Source organism: Microbacterium jepli (assembly GCF_047237905.1).
In the GTDB taxonomy this organism is placed as follows: domain Bacteria; phylum Actinomycetota; class Actinomycetes; order Actinomycetales; family Microbacteriaceae; genus Microbacterium.
On the sequence record NZ_JBDFLW010000005.1, the window covers coordinates 1732198 to 1758750 of the forward strand.

Sequence of the window (26553 nt, forward strand, 5' to 3'; positions counted from 1 at the left end):
GCACGTGCGCGACATCGTGCGCGCCCCGGGGGAGATGCGCGAGTTCGCGTTCTCGGTGCCCGCGCCCGAGAAATGGGGCGAGGGACTCGTGTCCGTGAACCAGGGCGAGCCCGTCGACATCGACGTCCGCGTCGAGTCCGTGCACGAGGGCATGCTGGTCTCGGGCACCATCGACAGCGAGTACGCAGGCATCTGCGGACGATGCCTCACCGACATCGTCCAGCCTGTCGAAGTCGAGTTCCAGGAGCTTTTCACGTATCCTGGAGACGAGACAGCTGATTTCGAAGTTCAAGACGACCACGTGGATCTTGAAAATCTGGTCAGAGATGCGATAGTCCTGTCGCTTCCGTTTCAGCCGGTGTGTCAGCCGGATTGCCCCGGCCTCGATCCGGCCACGGGCGAGCGTCTGGCCACCAGCCCCGTCTCAGAGCAGAGCGGCACCCCGGATCCCCGGTGGGCCGCGCTCCAGGACTACACCCGAGACCACGACGACGACTCCCCGCGCTCCGCGCCCGGGGACACCGCCGTCCGGAACACAGAAGAGAGCTGATCATGGCAGGTAACCCCCCGAAGCGGAAAGTCTCGCGCTCGAACACCCGTTCGCGCCGCGCGCAGTGGAAGGCGGAGCCCACCCCCCTGGTGAAGACCGTCGAGAACGGCAAGGTCGTCTACAGCCGTCCCCACCAGGCCAAGGTCGTCACCGACTCGCAGGGCACCGAACTCTTCCTTGAGTACAAGGGCCGCAAGGTCGCCGACGTCTGATCCGCTTGCGCGGCAGACTGTGACCGACGTCACCACCGAGCGCTCGGCGCTCACCGACAAGCTCGGGGTCGTCATCGACCCCGAGCTTCTGTCGCTCGCCCTCACGCACCGGTCATGGGCCTACGAGCACGGCCAGGTGCCGCACAACGAGCGGCTCGAGTTCCTCGGCGACTCCATCCTCGGGCAGGCCGTGACGGTGCGCCTCTTCACCGCGCACCCCGAGCTCGACGAGGGCTCGCTGGCCAAGCGCCGCGCCAGTGTCGTCTCGACGGTGGCGCTGGCCGAAGTCGCCCGCGGGATCGGCCTCGGCCAGCACGTGCTGCTCGGCAGGGGTGAGGACCAGACCGGCGGTCGCGCCAAGGACTCGATCCTGGCCGACACCATGGAGGCCGTCATCGGCGCCACGTATCTGTCGGCAGGACCCGACGCGGCCACCGCCCTCGTGCTGCGCCTCGTCGAGCCGCTGCTGGCCGACCCCGAGCGGCACGGCGCCGCGATGGACCCGAAGACCAGCCTGCAGGAGCTCGCGGCTCGCGCCGGCGTGGCGCCGCCAACCTACGCCATCGAGTCGTCCGGGCCCGATCACGATCGTCGTTTCGCGGCGACCGTGAAGGTCGGCGAGGTCTCGGCCATGGGCGTGGGGTCCAGCAAGAAGCAGGCCGAGATGGCCGCCGCGCTGCTCGCCTGGCGCACCATGAGCGACGCGGTCTGAGCGTCGGTGCCCGAACTCCCCGAGGTCGAGGTCGTCCGCGCCGGGCTGGAGCCCGCCGTCACGGGTGCGACCATCCTGGCCGTGAGCGTCGCCGATGAGCGCGCGCTGACGAGACACGCCGCTGGGGCGCTCGACTTCGAGAGCGCCCTCACCGGCAGGCGCCTGGCGGGCGCCGCACGACGGGGGAAGTTCCTGTGGATGCCGCTGGCCGAGGCCGACGCGCAGACGGCTCTGGTGGCGCACCTCGGGATGAGCGGACAGCTGCTGCTGCGGCCGTCCGGTGCTGCTCCCGAGCGCCACGAACGGATCCGTCTCGACATCGAGCATCCCGTGCACGGCGATCTCGCGGTCGTCTTCGCCGACCAGCGCACCTTCGGCTCTCTCGCCCTCGACGAGCTGACCGTCACACCGGACGGCGCCCCGGGCGGCCGCGGCACCGATGTCGCCGCGGTGCCGAGACAGGTCGCCCACATCGCCCGCGACCCGCTCGACCCCGCGTTCCGCGACACGGTGTTCCGCTCGGCGCTCCGCGGGAAGGGCTCGGCGATCAAACGCGTGCTCCTGGATCAGACGACCGTGAGCGGCATCGGCAACATCTACGCCGACGAGGCGCTGTGGGCGTCCCGGATCCATCCCGAGACGCCTGCGCGCGACCTCGCGCCGCGCGCGGTCACGAGGCTCCTGGCGGAGGTCCGCGCCGTTCTCGAGCGCGCGCTGGCCGAGGGGGGTACCAGCTTCGACGCGCAGTACGTCAACGTGAACGGTCAGGCGGGCTACTTCGCCCACTCGCTGAACGCCTACGGACGCACCGGACAGCCGTGCCCGCGCTGCGGCCGGCCGATCACCCGTGTGTCCTTCATGAACCGCTCGAGCCACTACTGCCCGAGATGCCAGCGGATGCCGCGGGTGCCGGCCGCCGCGTGACGGCCGGCCCGCGGCATCCTGTCAGTCCAGCGTCTTCTGCCACGCTCCGGCGACCGAGACGCCGACGAAGCCGATGGCCTCGTTGATGTCGAGCATCGGCCGGTTCTCCTCCGCGTTGAACGTCGACACGAAGGGCGATCGGGGCGCGACCTCCCGCCAGCGCAGGAGGTTCGCGCACTTGACGACCGTGCCGAGGCGGTGACCGCGGTGCTCCCGCAGCACGAGCGTTCCCCACTGGCTCGTCGCCGAGTCGGCCGGTCCGGCGAGGGCCAGCTCGTTGTAGGCGACGATCGTCCCGGACGGCTCGTGCAGCACGGCGGACACCGACACGGTGGTGCCGGCCGCCTGGAGCCGGGCGTCACGGCGACGCACGCGCGCGGCATCCCAGACCTCCTCATCCCAGACGAGGTCGCCCGCCGGCACGTCGGTCGACATCCGCGAGATCGGGTAGGCGATCTTCTCGACCCACTCGTCAGGCGTCGGCAACGTCCACGCGAGCGGACGATAGTCCGGTCCTGCTGCGACGAGGGCCTCGGCGAGCATCGCCTCGACGAGGGGGAGCGGCTCCCGCAGGTCGAGGACGCTGTTGCGCTCCACCTGTTCGAGGGCGTAGCCGTGCGCGACCATCAGCCGGGTCTGCCGGTCGTCGGCGGGCACCGATCCCCACCCCGTCGCCGGCACCAGCTTCTCACCGGGCGTGTCCGCCCGGTGGAGCGTGTAGGTCTGCACGACGGGGATCCCGTGACGGCGCGCCTCGTCCTCCGCGGCCGCCAGCAGCATCTCCTCGACGCCCTCGCCCCAGCGGTCGGGCGCGACCAGGAGGTCGAACTCGAGGCTGCGGGGAGCGTCGCCGTTCTGGTGCACCGTGGTCACGACGCCGAGCACCTCGTCTCCGGCCTCGACGGCGTAGCCGACCTGCGTGCGGTCGATCTGCTCCTGCCACGAGGGGAGGAGCTCCTGCGCGGTGTGGTCGAGGTGATCGTGTCCGGCGTCTTTCCGGCACACGGCCGTGCCGATCTCGGCGATCGCGCGGAACAGGCGGGCCTCGTCGCCGTCCAGCGTCCGCGGAACGGGGATCCTCGTGAGCGCGGGTGCGGCGACCGGGCCGGTCATGCGAGCACCTTCTTCCAGGCGCCCTCATAGGTGAGGGGCACGAAGCCGATGGCCTCGTTGATGTCGAGCATGGGACGGTTCTCCTCTGCGTTGTAGGTGATGACGCGCGGCGAGGCCGGAGCCACGTCGCGCCAGGCTCGGAGGTTCTCGGTCTTCACGAGCATGCCGAGCCGGTGTCCGCGGTGCTCGGACAGCACGAGGGTGTCCTCCTGCTGCGTGGCGGCGGTGCGGTCCTTGCCGATGACCAGCTCGTTGAACGCGCACAGCTCGCCGGTGGCGATGTGCTGGGCAGCGGTGACCTGCAGCGTGCGCCCGGCCTGGGTGTACTTGGCGTCATGGGCTGCGACGCGAGCCGCGTCCCAGACCTCGTCGTCGAACTCGATGCCCGCCGACGGCGCATCGGTGACCATGCGCGACTTCATCCAGCCGTAGCCCGCGACGAACTCGTCCGGCGTCGGGGCGGTCCAGCGCACGATGCGATAGCCGTCGGCCGCGGCGCGCGCGTCGGCGGCCAGGGCGTCCACGCGCTCGAACGAGCCGGTGAGGTCGAAGACGCTGCAGCGCTCGATCTGCTCGAGGGTGTGTCCGTGACGCAGGAAGAAGCGGGCTCCGTGGTCCTCGGGGATGCTGCCGAACCCCGTGGGCGGCTCCAGCCTCCGGCCGGGTGCATCCGGATGCTCCGCCCATGCCTGCAGCACGGTGCGTCCGAAGGCGCGGGCCGTCTGCTCCACGAGCTCATGGCCGGCGCTGCCGATGCCACGACCCCATGACGCGCGCAGCAGCTCGATCAGCCAGAAGGCCACCTTCGAGCCCTCCTCGAGCGGGATGTCGCAGCCGACACGCCCGATGGGCCGGCCCTCGTCGAGCACCAGCCACAGGTGGCGCCGCTGATACTCGTCGGGCTGGTACATCGGCAGCAGCTCGTCGGGCGGCAGCGCGTTGTCGTCGTGGCCGGAGATCTCCCGGTAGACGGCGTTGCGCACGGCCACGTGATCGGCGAAGTCGCGGGCGGCGGCGCTGCCGTCCATCGTCTCGGGGATGGTGAGGAGCCGGAACTCCACTCCGCGCGGTGCGGTCGGCGCGGTGTTCGACATGACGGTGTCCTTCGTTCGGGGGTGTGGCGAGGTGAGGTGAGATGCGGTGCTGTGCCGTGCTGTTCAGCGGCGGCGCCAGGGGAGGTGCGGTGTGCGGGTCCGGGCATGACCGGACCCGCACACCGGGTTGTCGTGCGCGATCAGCGCCACGAGCGGGTCTCGAGCAGAAGTCGCGCGTGAGCGGCCTCCCGTTCGTACTGCTCGCGGATCTGCCGGTGCGCGCGTGCCGCGGCGCGCTCCCGCGCCTCGGCCCGCTGGTCTGCCCGGCGCGACGAGCGCAGGAGCAGCCAGAGGCCGAGCCGCAGCGAGAGACGGTCGAGGACCGACCCGCGCTCGGCCGCGGCGATGGCCGGACGCACGTCCTGCACGTCGGACAGCGCCTGTTGCGGCGGGTGGTGATGAAGGGTGTTCTGCATGGTGATGCTCTTTCGCGGGATGGGTGTGCCCGGAGTGGGCGGAGACAGGCGGAGGATGCCGCGTCCCGGGCGTCGAGACGACCGGGAACCCGGCGGCGGGGAGGGCCGGCAGGACACGCCGCAGAAGGCGCTCCAGGACGGGCCGCAGCGCGGAGCAGGCCGGACCGACACGACCGGGCACGGCCGGCGCGTCGTCTGCGGAGGACGGAGTCCTCCTGCGGAAGGCCTAGGAGGCGGTGGGCGTGAACACGCGGAAGGAGGCGGTCACCGAGCCGGCGGGAACTCCGAAGGGAGCGCGGCTGACGTGCGCAGCGTGCGGCGCGAATTCTTCGCGGGCTGGCGTGCTGATGTTCATCATCATGATGGTGACCTCCTTTCGACTTCCGATGCGAGAAGCGACGCTAGCGCGAACGACGACGGCGCGTCAAGCCAACTCACAGAATCGGTCGTCGCCCGGGCGTGTTCCTCCCGCTGCCGGCGAACGCGTCACGGCTCGGCTTCCCGGTCCTCGAGCGCCTCTCCGGTAGCGTGAGGGCGATGATCCGACTCGGCGGAAGGCGTGCCGCATGCACCTGAAGAGCGTGACGCTCAAAGGGTTCAAGTCGTTCGCCCACCCGACCACATTCGCCTTCGAGCCCGGTGTGACCGCGATCGTCGGTCCCAACGGGTCGGGCAAGTCGAACGTCGTCGACGCGCTGGCGTGGGTCATGGGCGAGCAGGGCGCGAAGACCCTCCGCGGCGGCAAGATGGAGGACGTCATCTTCGCCGGAACGGCGACGCGCGGCCCGCTCGGTCGTGCCGAGGTGCAGCTGACGATCGACAACGCCGACGGCGCACTCCCGATCGAGTACGCCGAGGTGACGATCAGCCGCACGCTGTTCCGGAACGGCGCGAGCGAGTACGCGATCAACGGCGACACCTGCCGTCTGCTCGACGTGCAGGAGCTGCTGAGCGACTCGGGCCTCGGCCGCGAGATGCACGTCATCGTCGGTCAGGGACGCCTGGACAGCGTGCTGCAGGCGTCCCCGGAAGACCGGCGCGGCTTCATCGAGGAGGCGGCCGGGATCCTCAAGCACCGCCGCCGCAAGGAGAAGACCCTGCGGAAGCTCGACGCGATGGAGGCGAACCTCACCCGCCTCAGCGACCTCGCGGGCGAGCTCCGCCGGCAGCTCAAGCCGCTCGGCCGGCAGGCCGACATCGCCCGCGAGGCCGCCGGGATCGCCGCCGAGGTGCGCGATGCGAAGGCGCGCCTGTACGCGGACGAGCTGACGCGCCTCAAGGCGGAACTCGAGGACCACACCCGCAGCGAGCAGGAGCGGCACGCCGAGCGCATCGTGCTGCAGGACCGCGGCGCCAACCTCGCGGCCCGCATCGCCGCCCTCGAGGCGGACCAGCGGTCGGAGGACGTCGACGCCGCCCGCGGCACCACCTTCGCGCTCGAGCGGGTGCAGGAGCGACTGCGGGGCCTCTACAGCCTCGCCGGACAGCGCCTCTCACTGCTGGGCGAGGACGACGACGCCACGGTGCAGCATCCCACTGTCTCCCAGGCCATGATCGACGAGGCCCGGGCGGAGATCGATGAGATCGGCCTCGCCCGCGAGGGCGCGCAGGATGCCGCGGCGGCGGCCGCGCGGGACGTGCTGCGTGCGCGGGCCGAGCTCGACGCGCTCGACACCGACATCGCGGCGCAGAGCGCGCTCGTCTCGGAGCACGACATGACACTCACGGCGCTCCGGGGCACCGCGGAGGCCGCCGCATCCGCCCTCGGCGCCGTGCGCGCCGCGGTCGAACGACAGCAGCGCGCCCTCGACGCGGCGACGCTGCGGCGCAGCCAGGCGGAGGAGGAGCTGGCCGCCTCGGATCCCGAGCTCGTGCCGGAGGAGTCGGCTGCCGAGCACGCCGCGGCCTACGAGCGGGCGCAGCGGGATGCCGCGGAGTCGGAGTCGCAGGTCTCGACGCTGCGCGAGCGCCTGCACGCCGCGGAGCGCGAGGCGGAGGCCCTCACCGCGCAGACGAAGGCGCTCGGCCGCGCTCTCGACGTCAAGAACGGGGCGACCGAGCTCCTCACCCGCGGCGTCGCGGGCCTGCGGGGCATCGTCGGCGACGACGTGCAGGTGCGCTCCGGCTACGAGGCGGCCATCGCCGCGGCGCTCGGTCCGCTCGCGGACGGCGTGCTCGCCGACGATGCCGAGTCGGCCCTGCACGCGGCGATCGGGATCCGCGGCGGAGACCTGGGCGTGGTCGATCTCGTCATCGCGGACGCCGCGCGCTCCGGCCCCCTCCTGCCGCCGGTCGACGGCGTCGTACACGCGACCGACGTCGTCACCGCGCCCGACGGCGTGATGACGGTGCTCGCGCGCGTCGTCATCGCCGATGACCTGGACGGTGCGGCGGCGGCCCTCCGGGCCTTCGCCGAGGCGGAGGATCCGCTGCCCGTCACGGTGGTGACACGCGGGGGCGAAGTGGTCACGCCCAGCACGGTGCGTGCGGGGTCGGGTTCGGCCCGCTCGCGCCTCGAGCTCGTCGCCGAACGGGATGCCGCGGCCGACCGCCTCGGCGAGATCACGGTCATCGCGGACTCGCTCCGCGAGGCGTTGCAGGATGCCGTGGCGGCGCAGACGACTGCGCGGCACCGGACGACCTCGTCGCTGGAGGCGCTGCGCGCCCACGACGCCGCCCTGGCCGCCCACGCCGAGCGGGTCAACCGCGCCTCCGTCCGGCACGAGGCCGCCGTCGCGGAGTGCGACCGGCTCGCCGCCGGACTGGCCCAGGCCGAGGCCGCCGTCGCCGATGCCGAGTCGGCGGCGGACGTCGCGAGCAACCGGCTGCGGGACGCGGAGGAGGCGCCGCGGCCGATCCTCGACGCATCGGCCCGCGACGGGCTGCTCGAGGCGCTCGAGCTGACGCGCGACCGCGAGATGCGCGCGCGCCTGGACGTCGAGACCCTGCGCGAGCGGGTGCGGGCGACGGAGGCGCGGGTGGTGGGTCTGCAGCACCAGCGGGAGCGCGAGCGTGCCGCGGCCGAGGAGGCCGCCCGCCGGGCGGTGATCCGGCGCATGCAGCGCGAGGTGGCGGCCGACGTCGCGGCCCAGCTTCCGCCCCTCCTCGACTCCGTCGACCGCTCGGTGTCGCAGGCGCGGGTCGAGCTCGCCGCCGCCGAGACCGCGCGCACGGCCCTGACCGCAGAGCTCAGCGAGCTCCGCGGCCAGGAGTCGGCCGTGCGCGATCGCCTCGCCCGTCTCACGGAGTCGGTGCACGGGCTCGAGCTGCAGATGCACGAGAAGCGGCTCCACGTCACGAGCCTGCGCGAGCGCGTGGCTTCGGAGCTGTCGCTCGCCGAGGATATTCTCCTCTCGGAATACGGCCCGGCCGACGACTTCGATCGGGCGGCGGAGCGCCGCCGTCTGCAGGAGGCGGAGCGCAAGCTCGGTCAGCTCGGCCGCGTGAATCCGCTCGCGCTGGAGGAGTTCGCCGCCCTCGAGCAGCGCCACCGCTTCCTCACCGAGCAGCTCGCCGACCTCACCCAGACCCGTCGCGATCTGCTCACGATCATCGAGGACCTCGACGAGAGGATGCAGACGATCTTCCTGGCCGCGTTCGAGGACACCCGGACGGCGTTCGGCGAGGTGTTCCCGATCCTCTTCCCCGGCGGCACGGGCAGCATTTCGCTGACCAAGCCCGACGAGCCCCTCGTCACCGGCATCGAGGTGATGGCGCGCCCCGTGGGCAAGAAGATCGAGCGGCTGTCGCTCCTGTCGGGCGGCGAGCGGTCGCTCGCCGCGGTGGCGTTCCTGACGGCGATCTTCAAGGCGCGGCCCAGCCCGTTCTACATCCTCGACGAGGTCGAGGCCGCCCTCGACGACGCGAACCTCGGCCGTCTCCTGGGCGTCTTCGAGCAGCTGCGGGAGTCCAGCCAGCTCATCGTCATCACGCACCAGAAGCGCACGATGGAGATCGCCGACGCGCTCTACGGCGTCTCCATGCGCCAGGACGGCGTCTCGGCCGTCGTCGGCCAGCGCACGGCCGCCCGCGTCGGCTGAGCGTGCCCGGCTCGGCCACGTCGCGCGCCGTAGGCTGGGGGCATGGCAGAGAGCTCCTGGTCGCTCGGTCGCGCTTTGCGGTCGGTCTTCGTCAAGCCCACGATCGATGAGACGACCTGGGACGATCTGGAGACCGCGCTGCTCACGGCCGACTTCGGTCCCGACATCACCGAGCGCCTCGTCGAGGAGCTGCATGAGAAGGTCGACCGGTTCCGCACGACCGATCCGCGCGACCTGCAGCGCATGCTCAAGGAGACGCTCGAAGAGCACTTCGCGAAGTTCGACACCACGCTCCGCCTGACCGAGCGACCGGCGGTCGTGCTCGTGGTGGGCGTGAACGGCGTCGGCAAGACCACGACCATCGGCAAGTTCGCCAAGTTCCTGCAGCGCTACGGCCGGTCGGTCGTGGTGGGCGCCGCCGACACCTTCCGCGCCGCCGCCGTCGACCAGCTCGCCACGTGGGCCGAACGCGGGGGGGCCGACATCGTCCGGCCCCAGCAGGAGGGCCAGGATCCGGCATCCGTCGCCTTCCAGACCATCGACCACGCCAAGCGCACCGGCACCGAGATCGTGCTCATCGACACGGCCGGCCGTCTGCACACCAAGGGCGGCCTGATGGACGAGCTCGGCAAGATCCGGCGGGTGGTCGAGAAGCAGTCGCCGATCAGCGAGGTGCTCCTGGTGCTGGATGCCACCACCGGGCAGAACGGCGTGATGCAGGCGCAGGCGTTCCTGGAGCACGCGGGCGTCACCGGCCTCGTGCTCACCAAGCTCGACGGGTCGGCCAAGGGCGGCTTCGTGCTGGCCGTGCAGGAGCGCACCGGGATCCCTGTGAAGCTGCTCGGACAGGGCGAGGGGATCGGCGATCTCACGGGCTTCACCCCGCACGTCTTCGCCGCCTCGCTGGTGGATTGACCCCGACCCGTCCCGACACGCAGGCGCGGCTCTACCGCCCGCGCCGCCACGCTGGTTTCATGGAGGTATGGCCATCGAGCACGACTTCTTCGGACTCCTCGAGTCCGGACCCGACGGATCGATCTTCTGGTCCGAGAACGTGGAGTTCGGCGACCAGTCCGTCACGGTCGACCTCACCGCGCCCGATCAGGACGACGTCTCGCAGGCCGCGCTCGACGTCGCCGCGGCCATGGTGTCGTCGCTCGAGGCGATCGACCTCGCCGCGCGCAATGCCATGGTGGCCGAGCTCGACGACCGCACCAGCGAGGTCACCGAGTACCTGCTGCAGCAGCAGGAGTCGCTCGGAGCCGAGCTCGAAGGCCTCCTGTCCGACGTGTCGGGCGACGTGCACATGGACATCATCCGGTCGCTGCAGCTGATGAGCATGACGATCCTGGCCGACGAGCACGGGGGGGCCGATCCGTTCGCCGTCCTCGAGTACGCGCTCGACCCGGACGCGACCGACGACGTGCTGCTGGTGAACCTCTCCAGCGACGCCGAAGTGCTCTCCGTCACCAGCGCGGACTGACGCGCCGGACGCGATGCAGACCTTCCTGCCGTATCCGTCCTTCGCCCGGTCGGCGGCCGTGCTGGACGCGCCCCGTCTGGGCAAGCAGCGCGTCGAGACCTTCCAGCTGCTGCGCGCCCAGACCATCCCCGACTACGGCTGGCGCCACCATCCTGCCGCGACGATGTGGGCCGGGCGCCTGCCGGCGCTCGTGGCCTACGGCCTCGCCGTGACCGACGCGTGGATCGCCGCCGGGCACGCCGACACGGTGCGTCCGAAGCTGCTGGCGTTCGCGCCGGAGGTCGACGGGGTGCCCCAGGACGAGATCGAGATGCCCGACTGGCTCGGCGACCCGGCGTTCCACCTGTCGCACCGGTCGAACCTGCTGCGCAAGGATCCCGCGTTCTACGGCCCGCTCTTCGGCGACGTGCCCGACGACCTGCCCTACGTCTGGCCCACGGTCGAGCCGCGAGGCTGACCTGTCACGAGCCGCGAGGCTGACCTGTCACGAGCCGCGTGGCGCCGCTCGGCTCAGACGGCCTGAGCGAATCCCGCCTCGCTGTCGAGGGCGGCGGCCAGGTGCGCGAGGTCGTCGGGGATGTCGCGGCCCTTCGACCGCATCGACTGGGCCCACAGCCGGCCGGCGCGGTACGACGAGCGCACGAGCGGGCCGGCGAGCACACCCAGGAAGCCGATGCGCTCCGCCTCCTCTTTGAACTCGACGAACTCCGCGGGCTTCACCCAGCGTGCGACGGGCAGGTGGCGCGGCGTCGGGCGCAGGTACTGCGTGATCGTGATGATGTCCGTACCGGCGTCGTGCAGGTCGCGGAGCGCGGCGACGACCTCCTCGGGCTCTTCGCCCATGCCCAGGATCAGGTTCGACTTGGTGATCAGCCCGGCGTCGCGGGCCTGCGTCAGCACGCCGAGGGAGCGGTTGTAGCGGAAGGCCGGACGGATGCGCTTGAAGATGCGTGGCACTGTCTCGACGTTGTGCGCGAACACCTCCGGACGCGCGTCGAACACCTCGCCCAGCAGCGCGGGGTTGCCCGAGAAGTCGGTGGCGAGGATCTCCACCCCGGTCCCCGGGTTGTCCTGGTGGATGCGCCGGACCGTCTCGGCGTGCAGCCAGGCGCCCTCGTCGGGGAGGTCGTCGCGGGCGACTCCGGTGATCGTCGCGTAGCGCAGACGCATCTTCGCGACGCTCTCGGCCACGCGCCGGGGCTCGTCGGTGTCGTAGTCGGCGGGCTTGCCGGTGTCGATCTGGCAGAAGTCGCAGCGTCGCGTACACTGGGCGCCGCCGATGAGGAACGTCGCCTCGCGGTCCTCCCAGCACTCGAAGATGTTCGGGCAGCCGGCCTGCTGGCACACCGTGTGCAGGCCCTCGTCCTTCACGAGCGCGTGGAGCTCGGTGTACTCGGGACCGAGCTTCGCACGCGTCTTGATCCACTCCGGCTTGCGCTCGATCGGGGTCTGCGCGTTGCGCACCTCGAGCCGCAGCATCCGTCGCCCGTCGGGAGCCGCGACGCTCATGCGGCCACTCCCGCGTACTCGGCCCGGAAGGCGTCGACGATCGCGTCGTACACGGTGCGCGGCGAGACGTCGCGCCCGACCACCTCGCTGACGGTCGTCACGCCGGCGTCGGTGATGCCGCACGGGATGATGCCGCGGAAGCCGGCGAGCGTGTTGTCGCAGTTGACCGCGAAGCCGTGCATGGTGACGTCGCGCTCGACGCGTACCCCGATCGCCGCGACCTTGTCGACCGACAGCGGTCGCTGCACCCAGACGCCGCTGCGGCCCTCGACCTGGTGTCCGTCCACGCCGTGCTTCCGCAGAGCCTCGATGAGGAGCCGTTCCATGCGGCGCACGTGCGCGACCACGTCGACCGGCTGCGGCAGGCGCACGATCGGATAGCCGACGAGCTGACCAGGTCCGTGCCACGTGATCTTGCCGCCGCGGTCGACGTCGACCACCGGCGTGCCGTCGGCGGGCCGCTCGGGCGGCTCCGTCCGCCGGCCGGCGGTGTAGACCGGGTCGTGCTCGAGGAGGATCAGGGTGTCGGGGCGCTCCCCGCGGACAACCTCGCCGTGGATACGCCGCTGCAGCGCCCACCCCTCGTCATAGGGCACCGTGGCGGGCGCGAGACCCGCGTCGACAACGTCCAGCATGAGCGACTCCGCTTCTTTCTGCATTCCGTCCAACAATACGCCCGGATGTCACGCCCCGGCGACTCTGCCAGGGTGGACGTCGTGGCGGATGCACCGATCGGACGACCGCGCGCCTCCTCGCGCGAGGTGCTCGCGGAGGCGGCGAGCGAGCTGTTCCTGGAACGCGGCTACGACGCCACCTCGGTCGCCGACATCACCTCGCGGGCGGGCGTGAGCCGGTCGAGCTTCTTCAACTACTTCTCGTCGAAGGGCGACGTGCTCTGGTCGGGGCTCGACGAGCGCATCGCGCGCCTCGCCGCGCAGCTGGGTCAGGACGAGAGTGCGGATGCCGCAGCATCCGTCCGCTCCCTGGTGCTCGCCGTGGGCGACGACCTCGCGCCCGACGTCCTCGCCCTCGCGATCGCGCAGGCCGACGCGATGGACATCGTCGACGAGCTGCGGCGGGAGGCGGCGCTTCGCCGTGCCCGCATCGCGACGCCCGTCGCGGAGCGGCTGCGCCGGGGCGGTGCCGATCCGCTCCGCAGCGAGGTGCTCGGTGCGGCCTACGGCGGAGCGGTGCTCGCGGCCGTCGAGCGATGGGCGCTCGACGGGCCGGGGCGCGCCCCCCTCACGGGCGTCCTGGCCCGGGCGGTCGACCACGTCGCGGCGCTCCCCGCAGCGGGCTGACGGCACACGCGGTCGGTCACGCGCCGCTCCCGTAAACTCGAGGGATCATGGCGACTTTCGGCACCCTCTCCGACCGGCTCACCGAGACCTTCCGCAACCTCCGCACCAAGGGCAAGCTGACGCCCGCGGACGTCGACGGAACCGTCCGCGAGATCCGGCGCGCCCTCCTCGACGCGGACGTCGCGCTCGTGGTGGTGAAGGAGTTCACGGCGAAGGTGCGCGAGCGCGCCCTCGGCGACGAGGTCAACCGCGCGCTGAACCCCGCGCAGCAGGTCGTGCAGATCGTCAATGAGGAGCTCATCGCGATCCTCGGCGGCCAGCAGCGCCGCCTGCAGTTCGCCAAGAACCCGCCGACGGTCATCATGCTCGCGGGCCTGCAGGGCTCGGGGAAGACGACCCTCGCCGGCAAGCTCGCGAAGATGCTCGAGAAGGACGGACACACGCCGCTCCTCGTCGCCGCCGACCTTCAGCGCCCGAACGCGGTCAACCAGCTGCAGGTCGTCGCCGGTCAGGCCGGCGCCGCGGTCTACGCGCCGCAGCCGGGGAACGGCGTCGGCAACCCCGTGCAGGTGGCGCGCGACGGCGTCGAGGTGGCGCGTCGTCAGCAGCACGACGTCGTCATCATCGACACCGCCGGACGCCTCGGCGTCGACGCCGACCTCATGAAGCAGGCCGCCGACATCCGCCGGGCGGTCGATCCCGACGAGGTGCTCTTCGTCATCGACGCGATGATCGGCCAGGACGCCGTCAACACGGCCAAGGCCTTCCAGGACGGCGTGGACTTCACCGGCGTCGTGCTCAGCAAGCTCGACGGCGACGCCCGCGGCGGCGCCGCGCTCTCGGTGGCGTCGGTCACCGGGCGCCCGATCGTCTTCGCCTCGACCGGCGAGGGTCTCGACGACCTCGAGGCCTTCCATCCCGACCGCATGGCGTCGCGCATCCTCGACCTCGGCGACATCCTCACCCTCATCGAGCAGGCGCAGGGCGCCTTCGACGAGGCCGAGGCGCTGAAGATGGCGGAGAAGCTCGCGACGGAGAGCTTCACGCTGGAGGACTTCCTCGAGCAGATGCAGCAGCTCAAGAAGATGGGCTCGATGAAGAAGATGCTCGGCATGCTGCCGGGCATGGGCCAGATGAAGCAGCAGCTCGACGACTTCGACGAGAAGGAGATCGACCGCACCGAGGCGATCATCCGCTCGATGACCCCGGGGGAGCGGCGCAACCCGAAGGTGCTCAACGGGTCGCGGCGCCTGCGCATCGCGCGCGGCTCCGGCATGACCGTCACCGACGTCAACGCGCTCGTCAACCGCTTCGAACAGGCCGCCAAGATGATGAAGACCGTCGCTCGCGGCGGGGTGCCCAACATCCCCGGCATGGGCCCCGTGCCCGGCGCCGGACGTCCGGGCGCCTCCGCCAAGCGCGGACGCTCGCAGAAGAGCGTGAGCGGCTCCCGATCGGGCAACCCGGCCAAGCGCGCCGCGGAGAACGCGGGCATCACGGCCGCCGCACCGGCGGCGCCCACCGGATCGGGCTTCGGACTCGGCGGCTCCAAGCAGCCGACCGAGGCCGACCTCGCGGAGCTGCAGAAGCTGCTCGGCAAGGGCTGAGCCCCGCACTCAGAGCGTGATGTCGGATTCCGCCAGCGCGGACAGCACCGTGGTGCGCAGCTCGCGCTGACCGGCGACATTCGGGTGCTCTTCGTCCCACTGGAGCAGGTCTGCTCGATCGTGCAGCGGCTGCCCGATGTCGACGAACCGGCCGCCCACGGCCTCCACGGCCGCCTGCAGGGCGTCGGAGCTCCAGGCGATCGCGTCGGGCGCGTCCCACGACGGGTTCCACAGCGTGCTCAGCCCGACGATGCGCGCGTCGGGTGCCGCGTCGTGGAGCGCGGTGACGGCGTCCATCGTCGCGGCGTCCAGATCGTCGGCGTCCTCGTCGGCGTCGTTGTCGGAGGACTGCACGATGATGAGGGACGGATGCTGCGCCGCCGCCTCTCCGATCAGCCCGGCGAAATCGGTGTCGCAGTCGCCCACGGCCACGAAGCCGGCGCCGCTGCAGCTGATGTTGACCACATCGCGTCCCGTGGTATCAGCCATCAGAGCGGGCCAGGCCTCGTCGGGGTCGAGGCCGTACCCAGCCATGATCGAGTCGCCGATGGTCACGATGACGCCGCCGCCGACGGTGTCGTCGGCCGTGCCCGCGGCGTACGCCGCTCCCTCGCCCTCGGCTCCGTCCGGCCCGCTGAGCGCGGACGACGTCGGAGACGTCGACGGGGTGGCGACGGTCGCGGGCCCGTGCTCGGTCTGCTCCGCCGCACAGCCGGCCGTCGTGAGCACCAGGGCGGCCGTCGACAGGGCGACGAGACGGCGCACGACCAGGGGAGAGAATCTCAGCGCACGCACGGGGTCACGCTACGCCCGCGCGCTGTGAGGTGCCCGGGCGAGGGACATGGAAGCGCCCCTGCCGACCGTCGATCGGGCACGCGCTTCGTTCTCAGTGTCCCAGCGAGGCGAGGTGCTCGCGGAGCGTGGGGCCCGCGCGGAACTCGCGGATCAGGTGGTGCACGACCTCGCGCAGGTCGCCGTCCGCCGCGTCGGCGATGAGCGTCTGGCGTGTCGAGCTCGCACCCTGGCTGAGGATCGTCTCGAGCCCGCCGAACTCGCGCGCGCACTTGAGGTCGACGGCGATGTCGGCGACCTCCTCCATCGTCTCGCGGAGATGGGAGACCACGTCGCGCTGCGTGCCGTCGGCGTCGACGATGACCCGCGCGTCCAGCCCGTACCGGGCGGCGCGCCACTTGTTCTCCCGGACGAACCACGGCTGGATGCTCGGGAGGGTGCGGCCCTCGTCGAGCTGGCGGGAGAAGTGCTCGACGAGCACCTGCACGAGGGATGCCACGGCGGCGAGCTCCGGGAGGGTCGACATGCCGTCGCAGGCGCGGACCTCGATGGTGCCCCAGCGCGGCGCGGGACGGATGTCCCACCGCACCTCGGTAGCGTCGGCGATGACCCCCGTCGCCACCATGTCGTCGAGATACGCCTCGAACTCGGCCCAGTTCTGGAGTGGCCAGGGGAGACCGGCGGTCGGCAGCTGCTGGAAGACCAGGGCGCGGTTGGAGGCGTAGCCGGTGCGCTCTCCGGCCCAGAAGGGGCTCGACGCCGAGAGCGCCTGCAGGTGCGGGAGATAGATCGCCAGGGCGTTGATGATCGGGAAGACCTTCTTCACATCGTCCACGCCGACGTGCACGTGGATGCCCCAGATCATCATGTTGCGCCCCCACCACTGGGTGCGTTCGATGAGCGTGTGGTAGCGCGTCTTGTCGGTGATCCGCTGGTCGAACCACTGCGCGAACGGGTGGCTGCCGGCGCAGAGGAGTTCGATGCCGAGGGGATCGCTCACCGAGCGCACAGCGGCGATGGCGTCGGCCACGTCGTCCACTGCCGCAGCGACGGTGTCGCCGATGCCGCTGGTGACCTCGACGGTGTTCGTGAGCAGCTCGCCCGTCACCGTGTACCGCTCGAGCGCGCTGGCGTCCTCGATGCCCGAGAGCACCTCGGGAGCGCGGGGCACGAGGTCGCCCGTCTCGCCGTCGGCCAGCATGATCTCCCACTCCAGCCCGACGGAGGATCGGGACGAGGGGGCGAAGGGCTCGGTCATGGGGCCCAGTGTGGCACGGGGTGCCCACGGGGGCGCGGACGGCGCGGCACGGCGGCCGGGCTGTCCGCGGAACCCCGATCGGTCTGGCAGAATAGAGGGTCGGACGTGATGCTCGACCCTCTATCCAGCATCGCGACCACCCTTTCAGAGCTTCCGCCGGGTGTGCACCCCACTCTCCAGGCGTCCGGTTCGATCCACTTCACACAATTCAGGAGAATCGTGGCTGTCAAGATCCGCCTCAAGCGCATGGGCAAGATCCGTGCGCCGTACTACCGCATCGTCGTCGCCGACTCGCGCACCAAGCGCGATGGTCGTGTCATCGAGGAGATCGGCAAGTACCACCCCACCGAGGAGCCCTCGTTCATCGAGGTCGACTCCGACCGCGCGCAGTACTGGCTCTCCGTCGGCGCCCAGCCGACCGAGCAGGTCGCCGCACTGCTGAAGCTCACGGGCGACTGGGGCAAGTTCAAGGGTGACAAGGACGCCGTCTCGACGGTCCGCGTCAAGGAGCCCAAGGCCCCCTTCGAGGTCGACGCGTCCAAGAAGTCCGTCGTCAAGCCCAAGGCGGAGAAGCCGGCCGCGCCGGTCGAGTCCGCCGAGCCGGCCGCCGACGCGACCGACTCCGAGTAGACCGTTGCTGGCCGCCGCGCTCGAGCACGTCGTCAAGGGGATCGTGGATCACCCGGACGACGTCACCATCCGCTCCTCGACGTCGCCCCGCGGCGACGTCCTCGAGGTGCGCGTGCACCCCGATGACCGGGGTCGCGTGATCGGGCGCGGCGGACGCACGGCCAAGGCCCTGCGCACCGTCGTCACTGCACTGGCCGACGGACGCCGCGTGCGCGTCGACGTCGCCGATGACTGACGTGGCCAAGCCCTCCCGCACCCAGCTCCGCGTGGGTCGCCTCGTGAAGGCCCACGGCCTCAAGGGCGCCCTCAAGATCGAGCTCTACACCGACGAGCCCGACCGTCGCTTCGCCCCCGGGGCGACGTTCACCCTCCAGGTGCCCGAGTCCTCTCCCTGGCACGGTCGGCCGCTCACGGTCCGCGAGTTCCGGTGGATGAACAGCCACCCCGTCGCGTTCTTCGAAGGCGTCGACGACCGCTCCGCCGCGGAAGAGCTCGTCAAGGCGATCCTCTGGATCGACGAGGACTCCGAGGCGTCCGTCCCCGAGGACGACGCCTGGTACGACCACCAGCTCGTGGGCCTCGACGTCGTCCGCGACGGGCAGGTCGTCGGCACCGTCGCGCGGGTGGACCACTTCCCCGCGCAGGATCTGCTGGCCGTCCGCGTGGGCGACGAGGAGATCCTCGTGCCGTTCGTGAAAGCCATCGTGCCCGAGGTCGACATCGAGGGCGGACGCGTCGTCGTCACGCCTCCCGCCGGCCTCTTCGAGGCACTCGAGGGCGACGAGAAGGATGCTCCGGCCACCTCCTCCGACGCCGGTGACGCCTCTGACGCGGGTGACGCCGACGAGGACTCCTCGGACGAAGAGCCGGGCGCGCACGACGCGTCTTCGACGGACGACAGCGACGACGCGGACACCGCCGGGCGCTGACGTGCGCACTTCGGCTCGCTCCGCTCGCTCAGCACACCGCATCGACGTCGTCTCGATCTTCCCGGGCTTCTTCGACGTCCTCGAGGTCTCGCTGCTCGGCCGCGCCCGCGTCGCGGGTCTGCTCGACGTGCGCGTCCACGACCTGCGGGACTGGACGACGGACCGCCACCGCACGGTGGACGACACGCCCTACGGCGGCGGTGCCGGAATGGTCATGAAGGCCGAGCCGTGGGCGCAGGCCATAGACGCGATCGCCGGGGACGCAGCATCCGAGCCCGTCATCATCTTCCCCTCACCCGCGGGTGAGCGCTTCACCCAGGCGACGGCGCGCGAGCTCTCGGAGGAGCCGCACCTCGTCTTCGCGTGCGGGCGGTACGAGGGGATCGACGAGCGCGTCTACACGCACGCCGCGAGCCGCGGACGCGTGCGGGCGATCAGCCTCGGCGACTACGTGCTGAACGGCGGCGAGGTGGCCGCGATGGCCATGATCGAAGCGGTCGGGCGCCTGATCCCCGGCGTGGTGGGCAACCCCGAGTCCCTTGTCGAGGAGTCGCACGAGGACGGCCTCCTGGAGTACCCCTCGTACACGAAGCCGGCCGTGTGGCGCGGGCTGGAGGTGCCCCCGGTGCTGCTCAGCGGGAATCACGGCGCCATCGCCGCCTGGCGGCGCGAGCAGCAGGTGGAGCGCACGCGCGAGCGGCGGCCCGACCTCCTGCCGGACTGACGCCCGACGGCGGAGCGGCCGTCCCGGAGGTCAGTCGACGCCGAGGAAGGAGCGGTCCGTGAGGATGACGGGGCCACCGGCGGTGATGGCGACCGTGTGCTCGGAGTGCGAGCCGCGCGATCCGTCCGCGCTGCGGAGCGTCCAGCCGTCGGGGTCGGTGATGAGCTCGTCCGTGTGGGCGAGGAACCAGGGCTCCAGCGCCAGCACGAGGCCGTCGCGCAGCGGGTACCCGCGGCCCGGCTTGCCGTCGTTCGGCACGTGCGGGTCGCCGTGCATGGTGCGTCCCACGCCGTGACCGCCGAAGTCGGTGTTGACCGAGTACCCGTCGGCGTGCGCCACCGCGGCCACCGCGGCGGAGATGTCGCCGATGCGATTGCCGACGACGGCGGCCTGGATCGCGGCATCCAGCGCCCGCTCGCTCGTGTCGATCAGGGCCAGATCCTCGTCGCGCGGCGTGCCGACGATGAACGAGACCGCGGAGTCGGCGACCCAGCCGTCCACGGCGACTGCGAAGTCGAGCGTGACCAGGTCGCCGTCGCGCAGGTCGTAGTCGTGGGGGAGACCGTGCAGCACCGCGTCGTTGATCGACGTGCAGATCACCTTGCCGAACGGGCTGGCGCCGAAGGACGGGTGGTAGTCGATGTAGCAGGACTCCGCTCCCGCTCGACGGATGAGATCGTGCGCGCGACGATCGATGCTCAGCAGATTGGTGCCCACCTTCGTCTCGTCGCGGAGCGTCGCCAGGGTCTCGGCGACGAAGCGTCCGGCGGGCTTCATCGCCTCGATCTCGGCAGGGGTGCGCAGCTCGATCATCCTCGTCCTCTCGTTCCCCTCCATTGTGTCTGATCGGTCCGCGGCGGGATCACGGCGAGCCCCTGCCGTCTGTGAAGATCCCCGGCAACCGCTCCGCCGCACGGACCGCTGATTAGCATGAGGGCATGTGGCTCCGACGCGCCTTCTACAGCTGGCTCCTTCCCGCAGCCGTCGTGCTGCCCCTCTGGCTGCTGATCGGCTGGGGCGTCTTCAACGCCGGCGGGTGGGCGTTCGCCTGGGTTCTCTTCGTCGCCATCCCGTCGGTCTTCCTCGGACAGCTGGCGCTCGGACTCCTCGTCCGGGCGCGCGGAACAGTTCGCGCGGAGCGCGCGGTGTCGTGGTGGGACGTGCTGGGCTTCGGCGTCTGGCACGCGCTGACCGTGTCCCTCGGCTTCTTCTCCGCGTCGTGGTGGCTGCCTGCCATGATCCTGACCGTCCTGGTCGGTCTGGGCCTCTTCTGGCTGCAGCTCTGGCAGCTCTGGCGCGAGACCCGCGGCGCGACGGTCGCCTACCTTCGGACGGCGGAGGGCCTGGCCTACCTCCCGCCGCAAGACGAAGACCGGGTGCGCGACCGGGCGCGCCAGCAGACCGAGGTCATCGTCCTCAGCGAGGGCGGCGGCCCGCAGACCGGCTACCCGCATCCCGGCAACGGCCGCTGAGCACCGCGGGCGGTTTGGCCGCCACCGTCATCCGTGACAGAATGGGCGTTCGTGCCCGAAAGGTTCTGCCTCAGGGGAACCCCGCCATCGTCTCGGACGTGGTCGGTCTCAGGTGCACGACATCCTTTTCCTTAGAATCCCGCGGTCGACCTGTGGCGGCCGCAGAGAGAAACGATCATGCAGATCCTCGACGCCGTCGACGCAGCCTCCCTGCGCTCCGACATCCCCGCCTTCGCCCCCGGCGACAACGTGAAGGTGCACGTCAACATCACGGAGGGCAACCGCTCCCGTGTCCAGGTCTTCCAGGGCATCGTCATCGGCCGCTCCGGCGACGGCGTGCGTGAGACCTTCACGGTCCGCAAGATCAGCTTCCAGGTGGGCGTCGAGCGCACCTTCCCGGTGCACTCCCCGGTGATCGACCACATCGAGGTCGTCACCCGCGGTGACGTGCGTCGCGCGAAGCTCTACTACCTCCGCAACCTGCGCGGCAAGAAGGCCAAGATCAAGGAGAAGCGCGACCGCTGAGTCGAGCTCTCCACCGACGGCCCCGGAACCTCGTTCCGGGGCCGTCGGCGTTCCCGGCCGCGCCGCCCGCCCTGCGGACGGGTCATCTCGCGCATCCGACGCGGACCGCCCCGGATTCGCCGCGTGCACGCGCGTCGGCGGCACCCGGATGTGCGACGCTTATCCCTGCGCATCTCGTCTCCTGGTGCGCCTCGCAAAGGACCCCATGACGACCGAGCACACGGCATCCGCGTCTCCGAGCCCTGCCCGGCCGGACGCCGCCGACGCCCCCGCACGCCGACGCGGCTGGCTGTACTTCCTGCGCGACGTGCTGGTGATCGTGCTGATCGCGATCCTCGTGTCGTTCCTCGTCAAGACGTTCCTCGTGCGGTCGTTCTACATCCCCTCGGGGTCGATGGAGAACACCCTGCAGGTCAAGGACCGCATCCTCGTCGACGAGATCACCCCGCGGTTCGGCGAGTACGGCCGAGGCGACATCGTCGTCTTCCGCGATCCGGGCGGATGGCTCCCTCCCTCGACGTCTCCCGCGCGTCCGCCGCTGGTCGAGGCCGGCGACTGGCTTCTGTCGCTCGTCGGACTGTCCGCGCCCGACAGCGACGACCACCTGATCAAACGCGTCATCGGCCTGCCGGGCGACCACGTGGTGTGCTGCAACGGCATCGGACAGCTGACGGTCAACGGGGTTCCCGTGGACGAGACGTCGTACACGAAGCTCGCCCCGACCGACCCCGCATCCGCCATCCCCTTCGACGTCACGGTCCCCGAGGGATCACTGTGGGTGCTGGGCGACAACCGCAACCAGTCCAAGGACTCCCGCTACAACACCGACCAGCCGGGCCGCGGCTTCGTCCCGATCGACAACGTCGTGGGGCGCGCCTTCGTGATCACGTGGCCGTTCGACCGCTTCGGCATGCTCGACTTCCACCACGAGGTGTTCGCGGGCGTGCCGGCTCCCGCTGCCGGGGGCGCATCGAAGTGACAGTGGTCGAGCCTCGCCTCACCCTCGAGCGGCGGCTGCTGCGCGAGCATCCGCTGGTGATCGCGTGCGACGAGGTCGGTCGGGGGGCCCTCGCCGGACCCGTCGCGGTCGGCGCCGCCGTGGTGGACGCGCGCGATGCGCGCCGGCGCGTGCCGGCGGGACTGCGCGACTCGAAGCTCGTGCCCGAGCACAGGCGTGCGGATGTCGCGTCCCGCGCCGCGTCGTGGGTGTCGGCCAGCGCGGTGGGCTGGGCCTCGTCCACCGAGATCGACGAGGTGGGCATCATGCGCGCGCTCGGCAACGCCGCGATCCGCGCCCTGGCGGAGCTTCGAGGCGCGGGTGTGCGCGCCGAGGACTGCATCGTGATCCTCGACGGCAACTACGACTACATCTCGGCGGCGGGCGGCTCCGGCCTCAACGTGCGCCCGGTGATCAAAGCCGACCGCGACTGCGCGAGCGCGGCCGCGGCATCCGTCATCGCCAAGGTGGCCCGCGACGAGCTGATGGGCGACCTCCACCACGGCCAGCCGCACTACCAGTGGGCGCGGAACAAGGGGTACGCCAGCCCGGAGCATCGCGACGCGATCCGCTCGCGCGGCATCAGCGTGCATCACCGCTCGTCGTGGTCGATCGCGGACGCGCCGACGCTCTTCTGACGTCGTCCGGGCCTCGGCGGCCACGCCTAGGATGGACTCACCATGGATGACGAGGTCTTCGAAGACTACGACCGCGAGCTCGAGCTCGCGCTGTACCGCGAGTACCGCGACGTCGTGTCGCAGTTCCAGTACGTGATCGAAACCGAGCGCCGGTTCTACCTCGCGAACGAGGTCAACGTCGTGCGTCGCGACACGGAGCACGACTTCTACTTCGAGATCTCGATGACCGATGTCTGGGTCTGGGACATCTACCGTGCCGACCGGTTCGTGAAGTCCGTCCGGGTGCTCACCTTCAAGGACGTCAACGTCGAAGAGCTCACGCGCCGCGACTTCCACCTTCCGGAAGAGCTGTCGCTCGACTCCTGACTCCTCCCCACAGGGTGAGGGGAGTGCTCATGCCTCCGATCGGGTTCAGCCCGGACTTCTGAGCCTCTCCGCCGCGCGAGCATCGCGTCATGGCGAAGAAGGACGAACTGGGGCGTGCGGGCGAGCACCGCGCCGAAGAGCACCTGCGAGCCCTCGGGTGGGAGGTGCTCGACCGCAACTGGCGCACCGGCGAGGGTGAGCTCGACCTCGTGGCCGCGACGGCCTCCACGCTGGTCGTCGTCGAGGTGAAGACGCGCACGGGCGAGGGCTTCGGCCACCCGTTCGAGGCGATCGACGCGCGCAAGCGTCGCCGGCTGTGGCGGCTCGCGGTCGCCTGGGTCGCCGCGCATCCCGGCGCTGTCCAAGGGCGGCGCCTGCGCGTCGACGCGGTCGCGATCACCGGCGCAGATCCGCGCACCGCGCGGCTCGAGCACCTCGAGGACGTGGCATGACCGTCGCCCGCACCTGGGCCGTCGCGCTCGCGGGTCTGGAGGGCGCACTGGTGGAGGTCGAGGCCGACCTCACGAATCAGATGCCCGACTTCCGCATCATCGGCCTGCCCGACAAGGCCCTCGGCGAGGCCGTGCAGCGTGTCCACAACGCGTGCGCCAACAGCGACCTCCCGCTACCGCGCCGGCGCCTCACCGTGAATCTGTCGCCCGCGAGCCTGCCCAAGCAGGGGTCGGGCTTCGATGTCGCGGTGGCCATCGCGTGCCTCGCCACCGAGATGCCGATGGATGCCGCTTCCGTAGCCGCCACGGTGCACCTCGGAGAGCTCGGGCTCGACGGCCGGCTCCGGCCGATCCCGGGCGTGCTGCCGTCGGTGCTCGCCGCCGCACGCGCGGGGATCGGCCGTGTCGTGGTGCCGCACGCCAATCTCGAGGAGGCGCGGCTGGTGCAGGGGGTCGAGGTGCTCGGGGCGGTCAGTCTCGGAGACGTGGCGCGCTGGCACGGCGCCGACATCGCGCCGCGGGAGTGCGAGCCCGTCGCCCAGCCCGCGACGACGACGTTGCGGGCGCCCGATCGCGAACTCGCTGAGGTGATCGGTCAGCGCGACGCCGTCGACGCCCTCGTCGTCGCGGCCGCCGGCGGTCACCACATCCTCATGAGCGGACCGCCCGGCGCGGGCAAGACGATGCTCGCGGAGCGGCTCCCGGGCATCCTTCCGCCGCTGGATGATGCGGCGGCCCTGGCGTCGGCGTCGATCCGATCGCTGGCGGGGGAGCGGATCGCCGATCTGGAACGCACGCCGCCGTTCGAGGCTCCGCACCACAGCGCAAGCGTCGCGGCCCTCGTGGGCGGGGGCAGCCGCATGATCCGGCCCGGCGCGATCGCCCGCGCGAGCGACGGCGTGCTCTTCCTCGACGAGGCCGGCGAATTCGCGTCCTCCGCGCTCGATGCCCTGCGGCAGCCTCTGGAGAGCGGCGCCATCACCATCAGCAGGGCAGGTGCAACGGCCTCCTTCCCCGCACGGTTCCAGCTCGTCGTGGCGACCAATCCGTGCCCGTGCGGCAACTACGGCGTACCCAGCGGCGCGTGCGTCTGCCCGCCCATCGCCATCCGCCGGTACCTGGGTCGTCTGTCAGGTCCGCTGATCGACCGGATCGACATCGAGCTCTCCATGCGTCGGGTGTCCGTCGCGCACGCCGAGGCCGCTGGACCTGGGACCACCACGGCGGAGGCGAGGATCCGGGTGGGTGAGGCGCGCGACCGCGCCGCGCGGCGCCTCCGCGGAACCCCGTGGCGGCTCAACGCCCAGGTGTCGGGCGCGTGGCTGCGCCAGGGTCCGCTCGCGCCGCCGCCTGTCGTGCGGCGGCCGCTCGACGCGGCGCTGCACCGCGGCTCGCTGACGCTGCGCGGCTACGACCGGGTTCTGCGTGTGGCATGGTCCCTCGCCGATCTCGCGCGGCACGACCGCCTCGATGCTCAGCACATCGGACGCGCGCTCTATCTGAAGAGGGGGATCACCGCATGAGCGCACCCGACCTGGATCCGCGCTCCGCGCGCGAAGCGCTGCGCGGCATCGTCGGCGAAGTGGAGGCCATGTCCGACGACGAGGTGACCGACCGGTATGCGCGACTGGTGTGGAGCACGTTGGTAGAGCCCGGGGACAGCGTCGCGCACCGGTTCGTGGCCGCCCTCGGTCCGGCGGCGGCGCTGCGGGAGCTGCACGCCGGCATGAAGGCCGGGGTCTTCGCGCGCGCGGGAATCGACGCGTCGGACGGTGACCGAGGGGCGCGTCGCTGGCTGCCGAGGCGGAAGGATGACGCCACGCGCACCGCGCTCGATGCGGCCCGCCGCGCCGGGTGCATCGCGCTGTGTCCCGGCGATGAGCACTGGCCGGCCCGTGTGGACGATCTCGGAGCGCACGCGCCGCTGGCGCTGTGGGTGCGCGGTGATCCCGCGCTTCTCTCCGCGCCGGTTCCGGCGCTCGCCCTGGTGGGAGCGCGCGCGGCGACCGGATACGGCGAGGCCGTCGCGGTGGAGTTCGCCGCCAGCCTGGCGGCCACCGGCGTCAGCATCGTGTCGGGGGCGGCCTACGGCATCGACGGAGCCGCCCATCGTGCCGCGCTGGCGGCGGGCGGAACGACGTTCGCGCTTCTCGCGGGCGGCGTCGATCGGCCCTATCCCGTCGGCCATTCCGAGCTCATCAGCCGCATCGTGTCGGCCGGTGTCGTCGTGAGCGAGGCGCCGTGCGGCACCGCGCCGACCAAATGGCGGTTCCTGCAGCGCAACCGGCTCATCGCCGCGCTGAGCGACGCCACCGTCGTGGTCGAAGCGGGCTGGCGCAGCGGCTCTCTCAACACCGCTGCCCACGCCGCATCCCTCGGGCGCCCGCTGGGCGCGGTGCCCGGGCCCATCACGAGCGCGGCGTCGACCGGGTGCCATCGGCTCCTGCGGGAGTTCGACGCCCGATGCATCACCTCCGCCGACGACGCGCGCGAGCTGCTCGCGCTGCACGGCGACGCGCTGTGGCCTGCGTCCGGCGGCCCACTCGGAACGCACAGTCCGCACACCGATGACCGCTCGCGCGACGATGATCGCTCGCGCACCGATGACCGCTCGCGGGTGCTCGACGCCCTCAGCACCCGCACGTGGCGGACCGGCGCCGATGTGGCGCGGCACGCGGGGATGGCCGAGCAGGACGTCGAGGGCGTGCTCGGCCTGCTCCTGCTCGACGGCGCCGTGAAGAGCAGCCCATCGGGGTGGCGGATGCTCCCGCGCGCGGCATCCCCGGGCATCGGGCGGTGACGGGCATGC

30 protein-coding genes are annotated in these 26553 nt (G+C 71.5%); 22 read left to right on the forward strand and 8 right to left on the reverse strand.

Features of this window, described 5'->3' with window-relative positions; genetic code table 11:
• Positions 1-34: 34 nt before the first annotated feature.
• Genes ABC304_RS12440 through mutM form a run of 4 tightly spaced genes read left to right on the forward strand, consistent with a single transcriptional unit; the run spans position 35 to position 2398 of the window.
• Positions 35-550, forward strand: a complete 516-nt coding sequence (locus ABC304_RS12440; protein ID WP_412932935.1) for a YceD family protein — start codon at positions 35-37, stop codon at positions 548-550.
• 2 nt (positions 551-552) lie between these two features.
• Positions 553-762 carry a 50S ribosomal protein L32 gene (gene rpmF, locus ABC304_RS12445; protein ID WP_127095660.1) on the forward strand — a complete coding sequence of 70 codons (210 nt, stop codon included), beginning with the start codon at positions 553-555 and terminating at the stop codon, positions 760-762.
• A 19-nt stretch (positions 763-781) separates the two neighbouring features.
• Positions 782-1474 carry a ribonuclease III gene (gene rnc / locus ABC304_RS12450; RefSeq protein WP_412931070.1) on the forward strand — a complete coding sequence of 231 codons (693 nt, stop codon included), beginning with the start codon at positions 782-784 and terminating at the stop codon, positions 1472-1474.
• 6 nt (positions 1475-1480) lie between these two features.
• Complete coding sequence (gene mutM / locus ABC304_RS12455) at positions 1481-2398, forward strand: bifunctional DNA-formamidopyrimidine glycosylase/DNA-(apurinic or apyrimidinic site) lyase (protein ID WP_412931072.1); 918 nt, start codon at positions 1481-1483, stop codon at positions 2396-2398.
• Positions 2399-2419: 21 nt separating this feature from the next.
• Here the strand turns inward: mutM and ABC304_RS12460 are convergent, their stop codons facing one another.
• From ABC304_RS12460 to ABC304_RS12470, 3 genes are all read right to left on the reverse strand, one after another.
• Positions 2420-3511 carry a GNAT family N-acetyltransferase gene (locus ABC304_RS12460; RefSeq protein WP_412931073.1) on the reverse strand — a complete coding sequence of 364 codons (1092 nt, stop codon included), beginning with the start codon at positions 3509-3511 and terminating at the stop codon, positions 2420-2422.
• Complete coding sequence (locus tag ABC304_RS12465) at positions 3508-4605, reverse strand: GNAT family N-acetyltransferase (RefSeq protein ID WP_412931075.1); 1098 nt, start codon at positions 4603-4605, stop codon at positions 3508-3510. The genes ABC304_RS12460 and ABC304_RS12465 overlap by 4 nt, the downstream gene beginning before the upstream one ends.
• Before the next feature lie 140 nt (positions 4606-4745).
• Positions 4746-5021, reverse strand: a complete 276-nt coding sequence (locus tag ABC304_RS12470) for a hypothetical protein (protein ID WP_412931077.1) — start codon at positions 5019-5021, stop codon at positions 4746-4748.
• Positions 5022-5587: 566 nt separating this feature from the next.
• On the opposite strand from ABC304_RS12470, the gene smc reads away from it, so the two are divergent.
• The 4 genes from smc (at position 5588) to ABC304_RS12490 (ending at position 11001) form a co-directional block, all read left to right on the forward strand.
• Entirely contained in the window at positions 5588-9061 is a 3474-nt protein-coding gene (smc, locus tag ABC304_RS12475; protein ID WP_412931078.1) for a chromosome segregation protein SMC, read from the forward strand.
• Positions 9062-9103: 42 nt separating this feature from the next.
• Positions 9104-9976: a signal recognition particle-docking protein FtsY gene (gene ftsY, locus ABC304_RS12480; protein ID WP_412931080.1), complete on the forward strand. Its 873-nt coding sequence runs from the start codon at positions 9104-9106 to the stop codon at positions 9974-9976.
• Between the two features lie 67 nt (positions 9977-10043).
• The gene (locus tag ABC304_RS12485) at positions 10044-10544 is read left to right on the forward strand and encodes a DUF2004 domain-containing protein (protein WP_412931082.1); all 501 of its coding nucleotides are present in this window, start codon (positions 10044-10046) and stop codon (positions 10542-10544) included.
• Positions 10545-10557: 13 nt separating this feature from the next.
• Positions 10558-11001 carry an MSMEG_6728 family protein gene (locus tag ABC304_RS12490; RefSeq protein WP_412931083.1) on the forward strand — a complete coding sequence of 148 codons (444 nt, stop codon included), beginning with the start codon at positions 10558-10560 and terminating at the stop codon, positions 10999-11001.
• Between the two features lie 53 nt (positions 11002-11054).
• Here the strand turns inward: ABC304_RS12490 and lipA are convergent, their stop codons facing one another.
• Complete coding sequence (lipA, locus tag ABC304_RS12495; RefSeq protein WP_412931085.1) at positions 11055-12053, reverse strand: lipoyl synthase; 999 nt, start codon at positions 12051-12053, stop codon at positions 11055-11057.
• Entirely contained in the window at positions 12050-12688 is a 639-nt protein-coding gene (gene lipB / locus ABC304_RS12500; RefSeq protein ID WP_412932937.1) for a lipoyl(octanoyl) transferase LipB, read from the reverse strand. The genes lipA and lipB overlap by 4 nt, the downstream gene beginning before the upstream one ends.
• An 81-nt stretch (positions 12689-12769) precedes the next feature.
• Between lipB and ABC304_RS12505 the strand changes: the two genes are divergently transcribed.
• Positions 12770-13354 carry a TetR/AcrR family transcriptional regulator gene (locus ABC304_RS12505; protein ID WP_412931086.1) on the forward strand — a complete coding sequence of 195 codons (585 nt, stop codon included), beginning with the start codon at positions 12770-12772 and terminating at the stop codon, positions 13352-13354.
• Positions 13355-13401: 47 nt separating this feature from the next.
• On the forward strand, positions 13402-14961 hold the full coding sequence (ffh, locus tag ABC304_RS12510; protein ID WP_412931087.1) for a signal recognition particle protein: 1560 nt from the start codon (positions 13402-13404) through the stop codon (positions 14959-14961).
• A gap of 9 nt (positions 14962-14970) precedes the next feature.
• Here the strand turns inward: ffh and ABC304_RS12515 are convergent, their stop codons facing one another.
• Both ABC304_RS12515 and ABC304_RS12520 read right to left on the reverse strand, forming a co-directional pair.
• On the reverse strand, positions 14971-15756 hold the full coding sequence (locus ABC304_RS12515; protein WP_412931089.1) for an SGNH/GDSL hydrolase family protein: 786 nt from the start codon (positions 15754-15756) through the stop codon (positions 14971-14973).
• A gap of 91 nt (positions 15757-15847) precedes the next feature.
• Positions 15848-17011, reverse strand: coding sequence for a glutamate--cysteine ligase (locus ABC304_RS12520; RefSeq protein ID WP_412931091.1), 1164 nt, complete (start codon positions 17009-17011; stop codon positions 15848-15850).
• Positions 17012-17230: 219 nt separating this feature from the next.
• Between ABC304_RS12520 and rpsP the strand changes: the two genes are divergently transcribed.
• From rpsP to trmD, 4 genes are read left to right on the forward strand one after another with little or no spacing between them, the layout of a single operon-like run.
• Positions 17231-17641, forward strand: coding sequence for a 30S ribosomal protein S16 (gene rpsP, locus ABC304_RS12525; protein WP_412931093.1), 411 nt, complete (start codon positions 17231-17233; stop codon positions 17639-17641).
• A 4-nt stretch (positions 17642-17645) separates the two neighbouring features.
• The gene (locus ABC304_RS12530; RefSeq protein ID WP_127095645.1) at positions 17646-17876 is read left to right on the forward strand and encodes an RNA-binding protein; all 231 of its coding nucleotides are present in this window, start codon (positions 17646-17648) and stop codon (positions 17874-17876) included.
• The gene (gene rimM, locus ABC304_RS12535; RefSeq protein WP_412931095.1) at positions 17869-18570 is read left to right on the forward strand and encodes a ribosome maturation factor RimM; all 702 of its coding nucleotides are present in this window, start codon (positions 17869-17871) and stop codon (positions 18568-18570) included. The genes ABC304_RS12530 and rimM overlap by 8 nt, the downstream gene beginning before the upstream one ends.
• Position 18571: 1 nt before the next feature.
• Positions 18572-19294, forward strand: a complete 723-nt coding sequence (gene trmD, locus ABC304_RS12540; RefSeq protein ID WP_412931096.1) for a tRNA (guanosine(37)-N1)-methyltransferase TrmD — start codon at positions 18572-18574, stop codon at positions 19292-19294.
• Positions 19295-19324: 30 nt separating this feature from the next.
• Here trmD and map read toward each other — a convergent pair whose 3' ends face one another.
• Positions 19325-20107 carry a type I methionyl aminopeptidase gene (map, locus tag ABC304_RS12545; RefSeq protein WP_412931098.1) on the reverse strand — a complete coding sequence of 261 codons (783 nt, stop codon included), beginning with the start codon at positions 20105-20107 and terminating at the stop codon, positions 19325-19327.
• Between the two features lie 125 nt (positions 20108-20232).
• On the opposite strand from map, the gene ABC304_RS12550 reads away from it, so the two are divergent.
• The 8 genes from ABC304_RS12550 to dprA all read left to right on the forward strand — a co-directional run bounded on the left by ABC304_RS12550 (position 20233) and on the right by dprA (position 26544).
• Positions 20233-20766 (forward strand): MFS transporter permease, encoded by a 534-nt coding sequence (locus ABC304_RS12550; RefSeq protein ID WP_412931100.1) that lies wholly within the window; start codon positions 20233-20235, stop codon positions 20764-20766.
• 177 nt (positions 20767-20943) lie between these two features.
• Entirely contained in the window at positions 20944-21291 is a 348-nt protein-coding gene (gene rplS, locus ABC304_RS12555; protein ID WP_412931102.1) for a 50S ribosomal protein L19, read from the forward strand.
• A gap of 205 nt (positions 21292-21496) precedes the next feature.
• Complete coding sequence (gene lepB / locus ABC304_RS12560; RefSeq protein WP_412931104.1) at positions 21497-22270, forward strand: signal peptidase I; 774 nt, start codon at positions 21497-21499, stop codon at positions 22268-22270.
• A complete protein-coding gene (locus ABC304_RS12565) occupies positions 22267-22926 on the forward strand; it encodes a ribonuclease HII (protein ID WP_412931105.1) in 660 nt (219 codons plus the stop codon). Before lepB ends, ABC304_RS12565 begins: the two co-directional genes overlap by 4 nt.
• A gap of 42 nt (positions 22927-22968) precedes the next feature.
• Positions 22969-23292 carry a DUF2469 family protein gene (locus tag ABC304_RS12570; protein WP_412931107.1) on the forward strand — a complete coding sequence of 108 codons (324 nt, stop codon included), beginning with the start codon at positions 22969-22971 and terminating at the stop codon, positions 23290-23292.
• 89 nt (positions 23293-23381) lie between these two features.
• Positions 23382-23744 carry a YraN family protein gene (locus ABC304_RS12575; protein WP_412931109.1) on the forward strand — a complete coding sequence of 121 codons (363 nt, stop codon included), beginning with the start codon at positions 23382-23384 and terminating at the stop codon, positions 23742-23744.
• The gene (locus tag ABC304_RS12580) at positions 23741-25267 is read left to right on the forward strand and encodes a YifB family Mg chelatase-like AAA ATPase (protein WP_412931111.1); all 1527 of its coding nucleotides are present in this window, start codon (positions 23741-23743) and stop codon (positions 25265-25267) included. The genes ABC304_RS12575 and ABC304_RS12580 overlap by 4 nt, the downstream gene beginning before the upstream one ends.
• A complete protein-coding gene (gene dprA / locus ABC304_RS12585; RefSeq protein WP_412931113.1) occupies positions 25264-26544 on the forward strand; it encodes a DNA-processing protein DprA in 1281 nt (426 codons plus the stop codon). The genes ABC304_RS12580 and dprA overlap by 4 nt, the downstream gene beginning before the upstream one ends.
• Positions 26545-26553 lie beyond the last annotated feature (9 nt).